This window comes from Streptosporangium roseum DSM 43021, from assembly GCF_000024865.1.
Lineage (GTDB): Bacteria > Actinomycetota > Actinomycetes > Streptosporangiales > Streptosporangiaceae > Streptosporangium > Streptosporangium roseum.
In genome coordinates this window covers 9261466-9278759 of record NC_013595.1, presented here as the reverse complement: position 1 = coordinate 9278759, position 17294 = coordinate 9261466, and the positions used below count along the sequence as shown (strand labels likewise).

The window sequence follows — 17294 nt, the reverse complement described above, 5'->3', positions numbered from 1 at the left end:
CGGCCCGCGCCTCCCGGATCGGAGGCGCGGGCCGTACGCGGTCACCGGATCAGCGGCCGGAGAGCTTCCACGCCGCCGGCAGCAGGCCGGCCGCGACAGCGATCTTGAGGGCGTCGCCGGCCAGGAAGGGGATCACGCCCGCCGCGAGCGCCCCGCCGAGGCCCAGCCCGGTGCCGGCCATGAGGACCGGCAGGCCGAAGGCGTAGATCGTCAGGTTGCCGAGGACCATCGTGCCGGCCGTTCGCAGGACGGTGCGGTCGCCACCGCGCTCGGCGAGCCTGCCGACGATGGCGGCGGCGGCGATGAAGCCGATGACGTAGCCGATGGTGGGACCGCCGAGGCCGGAGGTGCCGCCCTGGAACCACGGGACGCCCGCGACGCCGACGAGCATGTAGAGGGCCATGCTCAGCGCCGCGCGGTTCATCCCGAGCGCCGCGCCGACCAGCACGACGGCGAAGGTCTGGCCGGTGACCGGGACGGGCCACATGGGGAAGGTGAGCTGCGCGGCCAGGCCGGTCAGGGCCGCGCCGCCGGCCACGAGCGCGAGGTCGCGGACGCGGGAGCCCGGGATGAGGTCGGACAGTACGGCGGGCCGGGCCACCGGAGAAGCGTTTGCCATGGTGAATGTCTCCCTTACCGATGCTTGGCATCCATTGTTCGGACAAATCGGTCAGGGGTCGTACGAGATCGGCGCCAAGAACGGGGCGCGCTCTTTGTATGGGCGCCATAGCCCGGCCCGGCCTGTCGCGAGGGACGGGACGGCCGCTAGCGTGTGGCCATGCGCTCGCGACGTTCGTGCCTGGCGGTGCCGGGCAGCAACCCCCGCTTCCTGGAGAAGGCCCAGGGCCTGCCCGCCGACGAGGTCTTCCTCGACCTGGAGGACTCCGTCGCGCCGCTCGCCAAGGAGGGGGCGCGCAAGAACATCGTGGCGGCCCTGCGCGAGGGCGACTGGTCCGGCAAGACGCGGGTCGTGCGGGTCAACGACCTGGGCACGCAGTGGACCTACCGGGACGTCATCGAGGTCGTGGAGGGCGCGGGGGAGTTCCTCGACTGCCTGATGCTGCCCAAGGTGGAGGACCCGACCCAGGTGGTCTGGCTCGACACGCTGCTCACCCAGATCGAGAAGGCCAACGGCCTGGAGGTCGGCGGGATCGGCATCGAGGCCCAGATCGAGAACGCCCGGGGCCTGGTCAACGTGGACGCCATCGCCGGCTCCTCCAGGCGCCTGGAGACGCTGGTCTTCGGCCCCGCCGACTTCATGGCCTCGATCAACATGCGGACCCTGGTGGTCGGCGAGCAGCCTCCCGGCTACACCGAGGGCGACGCCTACCACTACATCCTGATGCGCATCCTGATGGCCGCCCGCACCCACGACCTGCAGGCCATCGACGGCCCCTACCTGGCGATCAAGGATCTGGACGGCTACCGCCGGGTGGCCGGACGGGCCGCGGCGCTCGGTTTCGACGGCAAGTGGGTGCTCCACCCCACCCAGGTCGAGGCCGCCAACGAGGTGTTCTCGCCGTCCCAGGAGGACTACGACCGCGCCGAGCTGATCCTCGACGCGTACGAGTACTACACGACGGTCGAGAAGCGCGGCGCGGTCATGCTCGGCGACGAGATGATCGACGAGGCGTCCAGGAAGATGGCGCTGGTGGTGGCGGCCAAGGGCAGGGCGGCGAGCCTCGGGCGCACCACCGCCTTCACGCCGCCTACAGCGTGATCCCGATCGTGGTGAAGAACCACAGCGACGAGGTCAGCCAGAGCCCGGTCAGAGCGGTGAACGTCAGCCCGCCCAGCACCGGGAGGGTCCAGCCGGGCAGCCCCCGCCTGGGCAGCGCCAGCATCTTCGCCGTGAACACGCCGTAGAAGAAGCAGCCCAGCAGCGAGTGGATCATCACCCGGGGCGCGTCGAACTGGGCGCCCAGCGCGTACAGGCAGTGGAACGCCACCGGGACCGTCAGCAGGAACGCCGCCCGGCCCGACCAGCGGTGCAGGGTGCCGATCCACGGCGCCTCCAGCCTGATCCGGCCCCACATGACCAGGGCCGAGAGAAGCTGGACCACTGCCAGCACGAACGCTCCGGTCGTGAGCCAGGCCTTCATGGCCAGCGGCCCGGAGAAGCCGGCCGGGCCGATCGCGTACCCGGTGGGCAGGTGGACGCGGCCGTACACGCCCAGCCCGACGGCGATCAGGCCGCCCACGGCGAGCGGCATGAGCAGCGGGGCGAGGTTCTGCCTCCGGGGGACCTGCGAGACCTGAGTGTCAGCCATCAGAACTCTCCAATGAACTCGTCGACGTCCTTGGGGTCGACCACCTGGCCGTTGACGGTCGCGTTCCCGCCCGGCTCCGGGATCGCCACATCGGCGGGCGCGCCGTCGACGAGGGTCAGCCCGACCCGGCTGCCGTCGTCCAGATAGATCCAGCCGGCCCGTACCTTCGCCCCGCGGACGACCGCGCTGGCCCGGTAGAGCCCGGAGGGCTTCTTCACGGTGGGCGCGCCGAAGTCCCACCGCCTGCCGCCGAACTCCAGCTCCCCGGACGCCCGGCCCCCGCCGAGCCGGGCCACGACGGAGGCGCCGCCCGGCCCGGACAGCAGGACCCTGCCGTCGGCGGCCCTGCCCCGGAGCCAGGCCTCGGTCCTGCCGTCGCAGAAGTAGCCGATCGCCTTGCCGTCGCGGACGGAGATGGCGATGAGCCCGCCGTTGCCCCTGACCCGCCCGGCGTAGTCGGCCTTCGCGGGCGTGGGCCTGGCGGTCCTGGTGGCCTCGGGGGTGGCCTGCGGGGCGGCCGGTGTCCGCGAGGCGGCCCGCGCCTGCGGGGCGGTCCCGACCGCCTCGGCGGGGACGTTCCGCGCCGCCGGTGTGGTGATGACGCTGAGCGCGCCGAGTGCGACCGCTGTCGCCGCTCCGGCCGCCAGTGTGTGGACGGGCCCCAGCCGTTTCATCGTCTGCTCCCTGGGGTGGTGGTTTCCTCCCCTCAGGTGTACGCCCGCCGGACGCGGGCGTCTGTGAACTAATCCGCACAAGGACGGAATCCGCGCGGGAACCGGCGGCGGTGTCCACACCGTGGACAGCGATCTCGGAATTACAGCGTCAAACAGTGATAATTCCGGCGCTGGCGCGATAAATCTGACTAGAGAGGTCTCGTCATCGCGGCTCCGACGTGTTGCTCTTGACTGTGTACGGCCAAGCCTCGATCACCCGGCCGGTGGCAGGTGATCGTTCCGACAGAACGGGGTAGTAGTAGGGTCGCGTGCGATTTGCCGCTCCCATAGGGGGTTGCGGCAGAGTGTCACGGAGACGACTGGAACGGTCCGGGGTGGTGGCCCCGGGCGCAAACGGGCTTCCTACAGGAGGTGCTGAGCGTGGCCTCGGGCCCCCACGACCCGCGCTCGCGAGAGTGGCCGGCGGACGACGGCGGTCTCCGCGACGACACGACACCCCCGGCCGGGTCCCAGGAGCCCCAGGAGTCCCCGCCGACGATCCAGCACTCCCCGCCCGGCCCGTCCGACGACAGCCCCCGGGGCCTCCCGCTGGCCTCTCCCTGGATGCTCCCGCCGTTCGCCTCGCCCACTCCGGACGACGGCGAGCCCCTCCAGGCCCGTCCCGAGGGCCTGGGCGGCGAACGCCGCCGCCCCCACACCCAGCCCTACGCCTCCACCCCCGGCCGGCCCTCCACTCCGGACCAGCCCTACGCCCCCGCGCCCGGCCGGCCCTCCGACTCCGCCTCCGCGCCCGGCCGCGCCTCCGGCGACCCGCCGGACCGCCCTCCCGGCGACGATCACCCGGCCGCCGGCGGCCGGGCTTCCGGGGCAGGGCACGAGGACATCCCGCCCGGCCGCCCGCCCCGCCCGGACCTGCTGGTCGCCTCCGGGCCGCCCCGCCGTCCCGGCGGCGAGAACCGGCCCCCGGTCGCCTCCGACCTGTCGCACGAGCCCGGCAAACGCCCCCGGCCGGACCTGCTGGTCGCCTCCGGGCCGCCCCGCGAAAGCAGGGACGAGACGCGGCCCGCCCCTCCGGCCGCCCCCGAACCGCCGCACGACCCCCCTGACGAGCCGTACGGCTCCCGGGGCGAGAGGTACGGCTCCCACGACGAGGCCTACGGTTCCCATGACGAGCCGTACGGCTCCCGGGGCGAAAGGTACGGGTCCCACGACGAGGCCTACGGTTCCCATGACGAGCCGTACGGCTCCCGGGGCGAGAGGTACGGCTCCCACGACGAGGCCCATGGTTCCCATGACGAGCCGTACGGGTCAGACGACGGGATCCGGGTCGGGGCCGAGATGCCCGCGACACCGGAACCGGGGCCCGGCCGGCCCGCCGTACCGGCTCAGGACGACTTCGAGCCGGTACGCCGGGTGGGACGGCCTCCGGAGGGCCGGCCGGCCCGTCCGGACCTGCTGGTGGCCCAGGGCCCGCCCGGCAGGCGGGGGCCGAACGGCGGGCGGCACCATCGCGGCGCCCCCGCGCCCTCCGCCATGCGCCGCTCCAGCCCGACCAGGCGCAGGCGCGGCCGTGGCCTGGTGATCCCCTTCCTCATGGTCCTGGTCCTGACCGTCACGGTCGGCGGTGGCCTGGTGCTGTGGGGGTGGGTGAGCGGCCCCTTCACCACCGGACTCCGGCTGGTCGGCGACGAGGTGCACTCGGGGGACGCGAACTTCGTGCCGCCGCCCGGCGTCGGCGGCGACGGATCGAGCCAGGTGCTCAACGCCGTCGCCTCGGTGGGCACCGTCATGGTCGCCGTCGGCAGCGACACCACCAGCCCGGTCCCCAGGCCGCTGTTCCTGGTCTCCCCGGACGGGGGCGACACCTGGCGGCTCGGCAAGGTGACCGGGCCGGTGGGATACGGGACGGGGCCGGCCACGGTGGGGCTGGTGGCGGGCGGCGACGGCCGCTGGCTGGCCGCGGGGAACGACCTGCTCGGCGCCGGACGCGGCCTGTGGACCAGCGCCGACGGCCACAGCTGGAACGCGGTGGACCCCGGTCTGCTGGGCGCCTTCGCGGCCGGGGACAAGATCATGGACCTGGCCAGGACCTCCTCGGGCTTCGTCGCGGTGGGCACGACCGTACTCCCGGACGGCACCACCGGAGCCGTCGCCTGGGTCTTGTCCGACGAGCGGGGCTGGGAGCGGGTGACCGCCGGGGAGGGCGGTCTGCCGGACGGAACCCGGGGTCTCAAGACGGTCGCCGCCAAGGGCGACGCCGTGGTGGCGCTGGGAGACCCGGCCCCGGGCCGGTCCGCCCCGGCCATCGCGCGCTCGGCCGACGGGGGCAGGACCTGGCTGCGGACCGAGGCGTCGCAGGCGGCCGTCGTCCCCGGGCCGGGCGTGCTGGCCGTGGCCGCCGACGGGTTCGTGCTCGTCCCCACCCGGCGGCACAGCGACAAGGACGAGGTGGAGGTCTACTGCTCGCCCCAGGGCGCCGACTGGGCCCGGTGCGGCACCATCGGCGGCCTGGCCCCCGACGGCTCGGGCGTCAAGCGCCTGGCCTCCTCCCCGGGCGGGGTGGCCGCCATCACCGAGTCCGGGTTCGAACGCTATGCCGTCTACACCAGCAAGGATGGCCACGACTGGAGCAAGTCCACCGACCTCGGCCGGATGCCCGGTTCGCTGCGGGCGCTCGCCGTCTCCGACGAGGGCACGCTCGTCGTCGGCGGCGACGAACGCGCCGCCGACGTGGACAACCGCCTGGTCCTCATCACCGCGCCCAAGGGGGGCCAGGCGCGGACGGTCCCGCTGAGCGGGATCGACGGGCTCGCCCGGGCCGCCCGCGAGACCGCCAGGGTGGCCGCCGGGGGAGGAAGGTTCGTCGCCGTGGGCGCCGCGTCCGGCGACGCGGGGATCTGGACCAGCACGGACGGCGAGAACTGGACGGCCGGTGGCCCGGCGCAGGTCCTCGGCGGCTCACGGCGCCAGGCGCTCGGCGACGTCGCGCAGGGCCGGCGAGGCTGGCTGGCCGCGGGCAGCACCATGACCGACGCCTCCTCCACCGAGCCCCTGCTCGTCACCTCCGACGACGGCGTGAACTGGCGCAGGGTGCCCGTCCTGGGCGCCCTCGCCCCGGCCGCCGAGCACGACTACCTCGCTCCCCACGCGGTCGCCGCGGGCCCGTCCGGCTACGTCCTGGCCGGTGAGGACCGCGGTCCGGCCGGGACCGTCCCGGTCGTGTGGTTCTCGCCCGATCTGAAGCGCTACACCAGGGCGGGCAAGCTCCCCGGCGGCGGCGGGGTGCGGCTGCACGACGTCTCGGCGACCTCCTCCGGGTATGTGGCCGTCGGCGGCGCCGGTAACGCGGACCACGAGACCGGCGTGGTCTGGGTCTCGGCGGACGGGGTCGACTGGACCGCGCGGAAGCCGGTCCTGCCCCCGGGGGCGACGTCGGCGGGACTGCGGCACGTGGTCCTGCACGGCGGCCATGTCGTCGCCGCCGGCACCGCCCGGACCGGGGACGGCCTCCGAGCCTTCGGCGCGGTCTCGGCCGACAACGGCACGACATGGGAGTTCACCTGGCTCCCCGCCGACCAGGCGGCCGCCGTACAGGATCTGGCCGCGACGGAGGAGGGCGTGGTGGCGGTCGGCTGGCAGGGTCCGCCCGGAGAGGGCGACAGCGTGGCCTGGACCTCCGAGGACGGGCTGGACTGGCAGCGCCACACCCCCACCCAGGGCAGCCTGAGCGGGGACGGCGCCCAGTGGCTCGGCGCGGTGGCGGTCGCCGGCGGCCAGGTCGTGGCCCTGGGCAGGTCCACCACCTACGACGCCGACCACCTCACGCTGTGGCGCTCGACCCTGACCCCGGCCCGATGACCGCCCATTCGACCAGGGCCTCCAGCAGGCCGGGGGCGAGCGGGAGCCGTACGAGCTCCTCGTGGGTGAACCACCGGGCGTCCACGGCGTCGTCCCCGGCGGCGAGCGTGCCGCCGGAGACCTCGGCCAGATAGTCGCGGATCTCGTAGACGAGACCGCCCGGCCCCAGGTGGTCGGCGGTGCCGGCGAGGCGGCCTGCGGTGACCGTCAGGCCGGTCTCCTCCAGCACCTCGCGGACCACGGCCTCGGCGTCCGGCTCGCCCGGCTCGACCCGGCCGCCGGGGACGGACCACAGGCCCTCGCCGGGCGGGTGCCCGCGGCGGATGAGAAGCATCCGCCCGGAGCCGTCGTGGACGATCGCGCCCACACAATTTACACGCACATTGATAAGATTACGGCTCGATAACGCGGTGTGCCCTTGACGGACGGGCCACTGACAAAGCACCGTGGGTAGGCGTGAGAGCCGCGCCTGTATGCCCGCGGTGTTTCGGCCCGCTCCGTCCGCCGAGCGCTTGGTCAAGCGCCTGGCGGTGTGGTCCGCACGGTGACGTCCTGCCACTGCAGCCGCCGAGACGCCCCTCCTCCGCCGCCGTAGAGGCGATCAGCCGAAATGCCCTCGTCCCCGCCTGGCTGCCGTGGCCCCTGCCGCAGGGCTGGCTGGTCACCGGGCTGGCCGAGGCGGGTGACGAGCGCAGCGGGGTCAGGGCCACCGTGATCGCGCTCTCCGGTCCCTCGCTCATCCACGGCCCGGCCGACCTGTTGATCATCGCCGAGGAGCCGGGGGTGGGCCTGGGAGCGGGGTTCGCCGGCCTGGACGGCACCGACCCGGGCACGGGGTTCGACGAGGGGCCGCCGCACGCCAAGGTCGAGATCAAGGGGCATCCGGCCGCGCTGTGGTGTGTCGGCGCCGCCCCGGACCGGGCGGTCTACGCCGGCGAGGCACTGGGCAACTGGCTGTGGACGGTCATCTGGCCGGCCGAGGCGGGTTACCTGATGACCCTGGCCGAGCTCTCCCTGCGTGACCTGCGAGATCAGGACCAGGCTATCGACCCGCCCTTCGGCGCGTTCTCCCCGCGCCTGGACGGCGAGGACGCCTGACCCGGCACCGACCACTCCCCTCACGACGGTTCATGGGGAGTGCGTGTTGGACGTCCAGTTCTTCGTCGAGGCCTTCGTCACCATGTTCGTGATCATGGATCCGCCCGGCATCATCCCGCTCTTCCTGGCCTACACCCGCGGCCGCACGGAGCGGGAGCGCACGCGGATCGCCTGGCAGGCGCCCATCGTCGCGTTCTGCCTCATCGTGGTCTTCGCGGTCTTCGGCCGGGCCATCCTGGGATACCTGCACGTCGAGGTGGCGGCCATGCAGATCGCCGGAGGGCTGCTGCTCCTGCTGGTCGCCCTGCAACTGCTCACCGGCGAGACCGGGCCGCCCCCCAACACGATGAAGTCCAACGTGAACGTCGCGCTGGTCCCGCTCGGCACCCCCCTGCTGGCCGGGCCGGGAGCCATCGTCGCGACGATCGTCTTCGCCCAGCAGGCCGGTCAGAAGAACGGCGGCATCCTGGCCCTGGCCCTGGCCATCGCGGCCGTGCACATCCTGCTCTGGGTGTTCATGCGCTTCTCGGTGACCATCCTCCGGGTCATCAAGGAGAACGGCGTCGAGCTCGTCACCCGCGTCTCGGGCCTGCTGCTCTCCGCCCTCGCCGTGCAGCTCATCATCACGGCGATCCGCACCCTCCTCGCGACGGGATAGGGCTGTTCGACCCACTGTTGGCCTGAAACGGGCGATGAGGAGTGAATAGGCGGGCGAATAGGGCGAATGGGAAGACTATCCGTTACCTGTGCTCGAACCGCAGGGTGGAGCGAGGCAGTAAAGTTCGGAAGCGTGACAGCGCGTATCGAACGAGTGGTGACCGAGGGCGTCGTCGATGTCGACGGCGCCGAGCACAAGGTCGAGAACAACACCTGGATCCTGGGTGACGATGAGGAGGTCATCGTCATCGACCCCGCGCGCGACGCGGAGAAGATCCTGGAGAAGGTCGGCGAGCGGGAGGTGCTGGCCGTCGTCTGCACCCACGGCCTGCCCGACCACGTGGGCGCGGCCATCGAGGTGGCGGCGCGCGACGAGGCCGTGGTGGCACTCCACCCCAAGGACCGGCCGCTGTGGCGGCTGACCTGGCCGGACACCTGGCCCGACATCGACATGGAGGACGAGGGCGTGTTCGGCGTCGCGGACGTCGAGCTGGAGGTCCTGTCCACCCCCGGTGTCTCCCAGGGCGGCGTCTCGCTCTACTGCGAGGCCCTCGGCGTGGTCTTCACCGGCAAGTCCCTGCAGGCCGACGGGCCCGGCAAGGTCGGCGGGGAGTATCCCGCGCTGGCCGACCAGCTCACCGCCATCGGCGGCCGGCTGTTCACCCTGCGCCACGGCATCCGCGTGCTGCCCGCGCACGGCGAGGAGACCACCATCGGCGCCCTGGAGTCGCAGTTCGACGCGTGGCTGTCCGGTTCGCTGACCCGTGGCGACGTGATCGAGAAGACCGAGGGCCCGCTGAGCGACGGGACGCGGGCGGCCAAGATCAACTTGAAGCTCCTCGACGAGTAGTCCTCCGTGGACCAGCTCCCCCTTGAGGGCATGCCGCGGCGGCTGTACTCCTGCACGCCGTCGCGGCTGAACACCTGGCTGGAATGTCCCCGGCGTCACCGGTTCACCTACATGGACCGGCCCTCGCCGCAGAAGGGCCCGCCCTGGGCGCACAACAGCGTGGGCGTCAGCGTGCACAACGCCCTGGCCGCCTGGTGGCGCGAGCCGTACGCCCGGCGGACGCCGGTGACGGCGGCCGTCCTGGTCACCAGTGGTTGGATCAACGAGGGCTTCCGCGACGCCGAGCAGTCGGCCGCCTGGCGTGACCGGGCACGCGAGATGACCGCCGGATACGTCGCGAGCCTCGACCCCTCCGACGAGCCGGTCGGCGTCGAGCGGACCGTGGCCGCCAAGACCTCCGTCATCGCCGTCTCCGGCCGCGTCGACCGGCTCGACCGGCGTGGCGACGAGCTGGTCGTGGTCGACTACAAGACCGGCCGCCGGCCCCTCACCGCGGACGACGCCCGGTCCTCGCTCGCGCTGGCCGTCTACGCCGTCGCCTCCTCCCGGGTGATGCACCGCCCGTGTCACCGGGTCGAGCTCCACCACCTGCCGACCGGCACGATCGCCGAGTGGGAGCACACCGACGCGTCCCTGGCCCGCCATCTGAGCCGGGCCGAGGACATCGCGGTCGAGGCCTCCGACGCCGAGGACCGCTACCGGGACTGGTCGGGTACGGCACGCGCCAGGGGCGCCGGCCGCACACCCCCCGGGGTCCCCCCGGAGATCGACGCGCTCTTCCCGCCCAAGCCCGGCCCCCTCTGCTCCTGGTGCGACTTCCGCAGGCACTGCCCGGAAGGCCAGGCGGCCGCGGGCGACCGCCTGCCCTGGGACGGCCTGGCCGACTGACCCCGGGAACGCGCCGGAGGGGGCTCAGGCGGCTGCCGCGACCCCGTCCGGCCAGCGGCGGGGGTCGGTCAGGCCCTTGAGCCCCTTGCCCAGGTCGTAGCCCGCGGCGCCCAGGCGCGTCCGGGCCCCGGCGAGCATGTCGCGGGTGGAGGGCATGAACGCGCGGTCGTGCACGGTCTCGGGGACCGAGTTCATGCCCAGCCGGAAGGCCTTCAGCGCCGCGCTCACGGTGCTCCGGGGCACGTCGGGCAGCACGCCGTACAGCTTCCTGGCCCAGTCGGGCAGCGAGTAGTAGCACAGCGCGCCGAAGGGGAAGTAGGCGGGCTTGCCGGGGGTGAGCGTCCGGAGGTCGGCGGGCAGGCGCGGCCACAGCAGGAAGCGCACCGTGGAGGCGGACTCCGGGGTCACCTTCAGCCGGGACCGCATCCCGGCGAAGTAGTCGTCCATCTCCGCCGTCGAGCCGGGCACGTCCTCGGCGTGCAGGCCCACGTAGGTGGCGCTGCGGCGCTGCTCGGCCAGGTAGCGGTCGGCCTGGCGGTCGGTGAGGCCCAGGCCCGCCCGCCGGGCGACGGACAGGTAGGACGAGACCTCGGCGCAGTGCACCCAGAGCAGCAGCTCGGGGTCGTCCACGCGGTGGGTCCTGCCGGTGTCGGGGTCGTCGATGCGCAGCCGGCGGTGGATCCCCCGGACCCGGCGGCCGATCTCGTCGGCCTCCGCGGGGCTGCCGAACGTGACCCGGCCCACGAAGTCCGCCGTACGGCGGAGCCGTCCGAACGGGTCCTCCTGGAAGTTGGAGTTCTGCCAGACCCCGCGCATCGCGAGTGGGTGCAGCGCCTGGAGCATGAGGCCCCGGACCCCGCCGACCCACATGGAGCGGTCGATGTGCACCAGCCATGTCGCGGTGTGCGGGGGCTGGACGACGATGTCTTCGATGCTCGCCATAGTAAGTAGATAATTACATGGCATTCGACGGGGCGTCCAACAGGGGTGGTGCAAAACGGGAAGGCGCCGGTGCGGGAGCCCGCGGACCGGGCCGGGAGGCCTCAGCCCAGCAGGCGTGCCTCGGCCGCGTTCCAGAACCGGGTGAGCGCGGCGGCCGTCGTCTCCGGGGCCTCCACCGCGGGGGAGTGGGCGGCGCCGGGAACGACCACGCACTCGGCGCTCAGCCGGTCGGCCATCTCGGACTGCATCCGCGGCGGCCAGCCGTCGTCGTGCTCGCCGTACAGGACCAGGGTGGGGACCTCGACCTGGGTGAGCTCGTCACACCGGTCCGGCGAGGAGAGCACCTGACCCGTCATCGTGGTCATGCCGGTCGGGGAGTTGGCGAACAGCCGCTTGCGCAGGAACGCGATGATCTCGTCCGGCACCCCGGCGGCCAGGACCTCCGGCTCCATCCGGGTGTGCCATATGTGTTCCAGGCCGGACTCGGGCAGCTCCGCGAGCATGGCCCGGCCGGCGCGCTCGCGCACGCCGACGATCGCGGCGGGGCCCGAGCTCATCAGCGTGAAGGAGGCGAACTTGGTGCGGCCGTCGATGACCGCCTCCCGGGCGACCAGGCCGCCGAAGGAGTGCCCGACCAGGTGCAGGGGCTCGCCCCCGCCGATCGTGTGCGCCAGGACGTCGATGTCGTTGCCGAGGGCCGCGCAGGTGTAGGCGCGGGGGTCCTCAGGGCCGCCCGTCTCGAACTGCCCGCGCATGTCGACCGCGATGACCCGCCGTCCCGACTGGGCCAGCGTCTGCAGGACCGCGATGAAGTCCTCCTTGCTGCCCGTGAGACCGGGGACCAGCAGGGCGGGCCAGCGCTCGGGGACGCCGCTGACCGGCATGGCCTCCAGAACGGCGAAGGCGCCCACCGGCGTGTCGATCTGACGGGATCGGACGCCAGGAGGCAGGGTCAGAAATCGCGGCGTACTCACGTGGCCCCACGATACCTCTCTTGGTGACATGGCTCTGTGCGTCTGTGACATGGCTCTGTGCGTCCCAGGACGCGAAAAGGGGCGCCACCCTGCGGTCGCGCCCCTTTTCCTTTGGTACGGCTAGCTCGGGCGGCGTGGGCCCCGCTGCTGGCCCCTGCTCGGCGGGCGACGGCGGCTCTGCGCCCTCTCGGAGGCCGCCGACGGGGCGATCTCGTCGTCGTCCGTCGCCAGGTCGGGCGACTGGAAGATCACCGAGAACGGACTCGCCGGAATGATCTTCTCCGGCTGCGGCCGGGGCGCGGGCGCCTCCGCCACGGGCTCGTCGTCCCAATGACCGTCCACGGACTCATCCTCCCACTGCGGAACCTCGGCCACCGGCTCCCGCCTGCGGCGCGGCCTGTCGGCCTGCTCCGCCACGGGCTCCCTGCGCGACTGAACCCCGGTGCCCTCGGTGAGGCTCACCTCCGGGTTCAGCCCGGCCTTCCGGGTCCGGCCCCGGCGGGGCGCGGTCTCGGCGGGCTGGTCGTCACGGTTGTCATCCTTACGAGACGTCACGTCCACCTCCACCTCGGTGAGCTCGACGACCGGGCTCTGGATCTCCTGCTCCGTGACCGGAACCGGGGTCTCCTCGGCGGCACGGCCGGCGCGTGAGCGGCGACGCCGGGGCTCCTCGACCGGCGCGGCCTCGGCGACCGTCTCCTCCCGTACGTTCTCCACGGGCTCCGTGGCGTCCGCGCCGGTACGGCCCCCGCGGGTGCGGCGGCGCTCCCGGGGAGTGCGGGCGGGGCGCTCGCGTCGCTCGTCCCGCTCCTCCTCGCGTCCCCTGCGGGGACCGCGGGAGCGGACACGGCCGGTCTCGCCGAGGTCCTCGACCTCTTCGGCGGCCAGGCCCGCCCGGGACCGGTTGGCGTGCGGCAGCACGCCCTTGGTGCCCTCGGGGATGCCCAGGTCGCTGAAGACGTGCGGGGAGGTCGAGTAGGTCTCGACCGGCTCGGCGAAGTCGAGCGAGAGCGCGTTGTTGATGACCTTCCAGCGAGTGAGGTCCTCCCACTCCACGAAGGTCACCGCGACGCCGGTCTTGCCCGCCCGGCCGGTGCGGCCGATCCGGTGCACGTAGGCTTTCTCGTCCTGCGGGCAGTCGTAGTTGACGACGTGCGTGACGTCGTCGACGTCGATGCCGCGCGCCGCGACGTCGGTCGCGACCAGCACGTCGATCTTGCCGTTGCGGAAGGCCCGCAGAGCCTGCTCGCGCTGGCCCTGGCCCAGGTCTCCGTGAACGGCCGCGGCGGCGAAGCCGCGCTCCTTGAGCTGCTCGACGACCATGTCGCAGGCGCGCTTGGTCTCACAGAAGATCATCGTGAGCCCGCGCCCGTCGCACTGGAGCAGACGGCCCACGATCTCGATCTTGTCCATCCGGTGCGCGCGCCAGACGAACTGGGTCGTCTGCGGCGTCGCCTCGGCCTCGGCGTCGTTGTTCTCGGCCCGCACGTGGGTGGGGCGGGTGAGGTAACGCCGGGACAGGGCGACGATCTCGCCCGGCAGGGTCGCGGAGAACAGCATCGTCTGCCGCTTCTCCGGGATGAGCTTGATGATGCGCTCGATGTCGGGCAGGAAGCCCAGGTCGAGCATGCGGTCGGCCTCGTCGAGGACGAGAACGTCGATCTGGCCGAGGTCGAGGTGCTTCTGCTTGACCAGGTCGAGCAGGCGCCCGGGGGTGCCGACGATCACGTCGACGCCCTGCTTGAGCGCTTCGACCTGGGGTTCGTAGGCGCGCCCGCCGTAGACGGTGAGAATCCGCGAGCCGAGCTTGCCGGCGGCCGTCACCAGGTCTTCGGTGACCTGGACGGCCAGCTCGCGGGTCGGCACGACGACCAGCCCGCGGGGCTTCTTGCGGTTCTTCCGGGGCTTGCCGACACGCTGCAGCATCGCCACGCCGAAGGCGTAGGTCTTGCCGGTGCCGGTGCGCGCTTGGCCGATGATGTCCTGGCCGTTGAGGGCCAGGGGGAGTGCCATCTCCTGGATGGGAAACGGCGTGATGATGCCCTCGGTCTCGAGGGCATCGGCGATCTCCGGTGTGACTCCGAGGTCTCGGAACGTCGTCAGCTTGGCCTGCCTAAATCTCCGTTGAAGGCAGTCCTGCCGGGACCACGGGCTGAAAAAAAATTTTTCCCCGTGCCGGGTCCTCGCGGAAGGGCCAGCCCTCTCAATGTCATCAGCGACCGCTGCGGCATGATGCCGACTTCGGGGGCTTCCGGGAGCAGATCTCCCGGATTAACACAGTGCGGTCGCACTTTCTCAGAGCAGTGTACTCGATACCACAACGCGGAACCGATTTCTTAGTATTCCTGGTGAATCGCTGGGCGTGTCAACTCGTAGGCTGCCTGCATGAGTGATTCCCCTGCCGGTGTCGGCGACCTGCTCGGCGTCCTTGCCTACGCCGAGCTGACGGCGTTCCTCCGTCTCGCCGAGGACGCCACGCGGCACGCGCCCTCGCTGGCCGACCGGGCCGCCCTGGGCGATCTGGCCGCGACCGAATACGCCCACTTCCGGCTGCTCCACGACCGCCTCGCCTCGCTCGGGATCGACCCGGAGGAGGCGATGGCCCCGTTCGTCGGGCCGCTGGACGACTGGCACACCCAGACCACGCCGGGAGACTGGCTGGAGGCTCTGGTCAAGGCCTACGTCGGCACCGGGATCGCGCTCGACTTCTACCGCGAGGCCGCCGTCCACGTGGACGCCGAGACGCGGCGGCTCGTGGAGGAGGTGCTCGTCGACGAGGGGCGGTCGCAGTTCGCCGTGGAGCGGGTCGGCGCGGCACTCAAGGAGGACCCCACGCAGAGCGGGCGGCTGGCGCTGTGGGCCAGGCGGATGGTGGGGGAGGCGCTCAGCCAGGGCCAGCACGTGGCCGCGGCCCGGCCCGAGCTCGCGAAGCTGCTGGTGGAGGCGGCGGGTGAGGACATCACCCGGATGTTCGCCCGGCTGACCGAGGCGCACGGCGAGCGGATGGCCGCGATGGGGCTGACCCCGGGGCCGTGACACGCGTCCGCGCCGGAGGCCGTGGCGCGTGCCGGTGCCGGGGTGCCGGGGACCGGATTCACGGGCGAGGGCCGGATCCGCGGGAGGGAGCCGGATTCACGGGCGAGGGCCGAATTCGCGGGAGGGAGCCGGATTCACGGGAGGGAGCCGGATTCACGGGCGGGAGCCGGATTCACGGGCGGGAGCCGGATTCACGGGCGGGCGCCCCGCGGGGAGGAGACCCGGCCCGGCGTACGGCGCCGCGCGGGTCTCCGGGAGACGCGGACGGGGCTCCGGGAGATCAGGTCTGCTGATCGAGCAGCGTGAAGGTGCCAAACGGTTGTACCGTGCGAGATATGAGGGCCTCGCGCCGCTACGGCAGTTCCTTGACGAGATGTGGGCCGAACCGCTGGATTTCCCGCGCCGTGTTACGCAGAGGTGGCGCGGACTGTCCGGCCATCAGTCTGGAGCGGCACCGTGTTCGCCGGGCCCGCCGTCCGCACGGCTGCGCTCTGGGCGAGCGCGAGGAGTGTCGCGGCGACTGAGCCGGCGCCGTGCCCGCCCCCGGACCCGCGCCATGGCCGATGGGGGACGACGGCCTGGCGCGAGCCCTGAGATCTCTAGAGGGTGCCGCCGAAACCGACGGGCCGGGCCTCCTCCTCGCCGATCTCGATGAAGCCGAGCGAGGAGATCGGGACGAGGACCCTGCGGCCCTTGCTGTCGCTGATGCCGAAGATGCCCCGGTCCGCGCTCAGGGCCTTGCCGAGCTCCTCCTCGACCTGCTCGGCCGAGAGGTTGGTCTCCACTACAAGCTCACGGTGTACGGAACGCACGCCGATCTTGATTTCCATCGTGCTCCCTTTCGACGAGGGTTGCTCGTCCCATGGTCGCCCCAACGGGGACCCGACGCGCCGGTTGATCGCGTCAAGCGAACAGATGTCAGTGCTCGGCGGTCGTCCGGGGGAAACCCGAGATGCCGCGCCAGGACAGCCGGGCGATGAGCTGGGTGGCGGCGTCCTTGGGAATGGAGCCGTTGCTGCTGATCCAGTAGCGGGCGCTGACCTCGGCCATGCCGACCAGGCCGACGCCCAGCAGGCGGGCCTCGTCGCTGGAGCAGCCGGTGTCCTCCTGGATGACGTGGCTGATCATCTCGGCGCTCTCGCGGAGGTTGCGCTCGATGCGCTGGCGGACCGGGGCGACGTTGCGCAGGTCGGACTCGAAGACCAGCCGGAACGCCTCGCCCTGACCGGAGACGAAGTCGAAGAAGGCGCCGATCGCGGCCTGGACGCGCTGCTTGTTGTCCGTGGTGGAGGCGAGGGCGTCGCGGCAGCGGGCGATCATGTCGTCCACGTGCAGGTCGAGCAGGGCCAGGTAGAGCTCCTGCTTGCCCGGGAAGTGCTGGTAGAGCACCGGCTTGCTGACCCCGGCCCGCTCGGCGATGTCGTCCATCGCGGCCGCGTGGTAGCCGTTCTCCACGAACACCTCCTGCGCCGCGCTGAGCAGCTGGCGGCGACGGGCCATTCGGGGCAGCCGGGTGCCCCGGGGCTTGGCGTCCGGGGTAGCGGTCACGGGGTTCTCCTTGCGGGTGCTCCTGGTGTCGTGAATCATCCTACGCGCGGGTAACTCGGGGCAGCGATAGCCGGGACCCGGGTCAGCGGTAGTCGTCCTCGTCCAGGTCCACCGTGCGGCTCTGCTCGGCGGCGTCGGCGGGATCGGCCTCCAGGGGGATGTGGTCGGGCCACTCGGGGCCGTCCTCGTTCACCGGGCGGTGCTGGTCGGCCACGTCGGCCTCGGGCATCTCGGCCGAGATCTCCTCGGGCCAGTCGGGGATGTCCTCGTTCACCGGGCGGTGCTGGTCGGCCACGTCGGCCTCGGGCGCCTCGACCCCGATCTTCTCGGAGAGGGCGTCCTCGGGCTCTTCGCCGTGCAGGCTGTCGTCGCGCACATCCATCTCTGACATCCGCTCTGCTTCCGTTCTCCTGCGAACACCGGACATCGCCAAGCGTACGGCGTCGCGCCCCGCCGGCTGAGAAAGGCATGGCATCGGATCCGCCATGACGGGTACCTG

The 17294-nt window shown here is 72.5% G+C and carries 17 protein-coding genes; 7 read left to right on the top strand and 10 right to left on the bottom strand.

Features of this window, described 5'->3' with window-relative positions; all coding sequences use genetic code 11:
* Positions 1-49: 49 nt before the first annotated feature.
* Positions 50-619, bottom strand: a complete 570-nt coding sequence (locus tag SROS_RS40585) for a biotin transporter BioY (protein ID WP_012894779.1) — start codon at positions 617-619, stop codon at positions 50-52.
* A gap of 159 nt (positions 620-778) precedes the next feature.
* On the opposite strand from SROS_RS40585, the gene SROS_RS40580 reads away from it, so the two are divergent.
* A complete protein-coding gene (locus tag SROS_RS40580) occupies positions 779-1720 on the top strand; it encodes an HpcH/HpaI aldolase/citrate lyase family protein (protein ID WP_012894778.1) in 942 nt (313 codons plus the stop codon).
* Here SROS_RS40580 and SROS_RS40575 read toward each other — a convergent pair.
* Both SROS_RS40575 and SROS_RS40570 read right to left on the bottom strand, forming a co-directional pair.
* Positions 1710-2270 (bottom strand): DUF6529 family protein, encoded by a 561-nt coding sequence (locus SROS_RS40575; RefSeq protein WP_012894777.1) that lies wholly within the window; start codon positions 2268-2270, stop codon positions 1710-1712. The genes SROS_RS40580 and SROS_RS40575 overlap by 11 nt on opposite strands.
* Positions 2270-2944, bottom strand: a complete 675-nt coding sequence (locus SROS_RS40570; protein ID WP_012894776.1) for a hypothetical protein — start codon at positions 2942-2944, stop codon at positions 2270-2272. The genes SROS_RS40575 and SROS_RS40570 overlap by 1 nt, the downstream gene beginning before the upstream one ends.
* Before the next feature lie 420 nt (positions 2945-3364).
* Here SROS_RS40570 and SROS_RS54110 point away from each other — a divergent pair, with 420 nt between their 5' ends.
* Entirely contained in the window at positions 3365-6802 is a 3438-nt protein-coding gene (locus SROS_RS54110) for a hypothetical protein (protein WP_012894775.1), read from the top strand.
* Here SROS_RS54110 and SROS_RS40560 read toward each other — a convergent pair.
* A complete protein-coding gene (locus SROS_RS40560) occupies positions 6765-7184 on the bottom strand; it encodes an NUDIX hydrolase (protein WP_012894774.1) in 420 nt (139 codons plus the stop codon). The two genes, SROS_RS54110 and SROS_RS40560, sit on opposite strands and share 38 nt — an antisense overlap.
* Positions 7185-7258: 74 nt before the next feature.
* Here SROS_RS40560 and SROS_RS40555 point away from each other — a divergent pair, with 74 nt between their 5' ends.
* The 4 genes from SROS_RS40555 (at position 7259) to SROS_RS51775 (ending at position 10295) form a co-directional block, all read left to right on the top strand.
* On the top strand, positions 7259-7900 hold the full coding sequence (locus SROS_RS40555) for a DUF6758 family protein (RefSeq protein ID WP_012894773.1): 642 nt from the start codon (positions 7259-7261) through the stop codon (positions 7898-7900).
* Between the two features lie 46 nt (positions 7901-7946).
* Positions 7947-8558 (top strand): MarC family protein, encoded by a 612-nt coding sequence (locus SROS_RS40550; RefSeq protein ID WP_012894772.1) that lies wholly within the window; start codon positions 7947-7949, stop codon positions 8556-8558.
* 132 nt (positions 8559-8690) lie between these two features.
* The gene (locus tag SROS_RS51780; protein ID WP_012894771.1) at positions 8691-9407 is read left to right on the top strand and encodes an MBL fold metallo-hydrolase; all 717 of its coding nucleotides are present in this window, start codon (positions 8691-8693) and stop codon (positions 9405-9407) included.
* A 6-nt stretch (positions 9408-9413) separates the two neighbouring features.
* Positions 9414-10295, top strand: a complete 882-nt coding sequence (locus SROS_RS51775) for a RecB family exonuclease (RefSeq protein WP_012894770.1) — start codon at positions 9414-9416, stop codon at positions 10293-10295.
* 24 nt (positions 10296-10319) lie between these two features.
* On the opposite strand, the gene SROS_RS40535 is transcribed toward SROS_RS51775, so the two are convergent.
* From SROS_RS40535 to SROS_RS40525, 3 genes are all read right to left on the bottom strand, one after another.
* Complete coding sequence (locus tag SROS_RS40535) at positions 10320-11237, bottom strand: oxygenase MpaB family protein (protein WP_012894769.1); 918 nt, start codon at positions 11235-11237, stop codon at positions 10320-10322.
* Positions 11238-11338: 101 nt separating this feature from the next.
* Positions 11339-12211 (bottom strand): alpha/beta fold hydrolase, encoded by an 873-nt coding sequence (locus SROS_RS40530; protein WP_012894768.1) that lies wholly within the window; start codon positions 12209-12211, stop codon positions 11339-11341.
* 120 nt (positions 12212-12331) lie between these two features.
* The gene (locus SROS_RS40525; protein WP_081453333.1) at positions 12332-14224 is read right to left on the bottom strand and encodes a DEAD/DEAH box helicase; all 1893 of its coding nucleotides are present in this window, start codon (positions 14222-14224) and stop codon (positions 12332-12334) included.
* Between the two features lie 372 nt (positions 14225-14596).
* On the opposite strand from SROS_RS40525, the gene SROS_RS40520 reads away from it, so the two are divergent.
* Positions 14597-15247, top strand: coding sequence for a ferritin-like fold-containing protein (locus SROS_RS40520; RefSeq protein ID WP_012894766.1), 651 nt, complete (start codon positions 14597-14599; stop codon positions 15245-15247).
* A 599-nt stretch (positions 15248-15846) separates the two neighbouring features.
* Here SROS_RS40520 and SROS_RS40515 read toward each other — a convergent pair.
* The 3 genes from SROS_RS40515 to SROS_RS40505 form a co-directional block, all read right to left on the bottom strand.
* The gene (locus SROS_RS40515; RefSeq protein ID WP_012894765.1) at positions 15847-16077 is read right to left on the bottom strand and encodes a DUF3107 domain-containing protein; all 231 of its coding nucleotides are present in this window, start codon (positions 16075-16077) and stop codon (positions 15847-15849) included.
* 88 nt (positions 16078-16165) lie between these two features.
* Entirely contained in the window at positions 16166-16795 is a 630-nt protein-coding gene (locus SROS_RS40510; RefSeq protein ID WP_148269370.1) for a TetR/AcrR family transcriptional regulator, read from the bottom strand.
* Between the two features lie 82 nt (positions 16796-16877).
* Positions 16878-17186 (bottom strand): hypothetical protein, encoded by a 309-nt coding sequence (locus SROS_RS40505; RefSeq protein ID WP_012894763.1) that lies wholly within the window; start codon positions 17184-17186, stop codon positions 16878-16880.
* Positions 17187-17294: the final 108 nt, after the last annotated feature.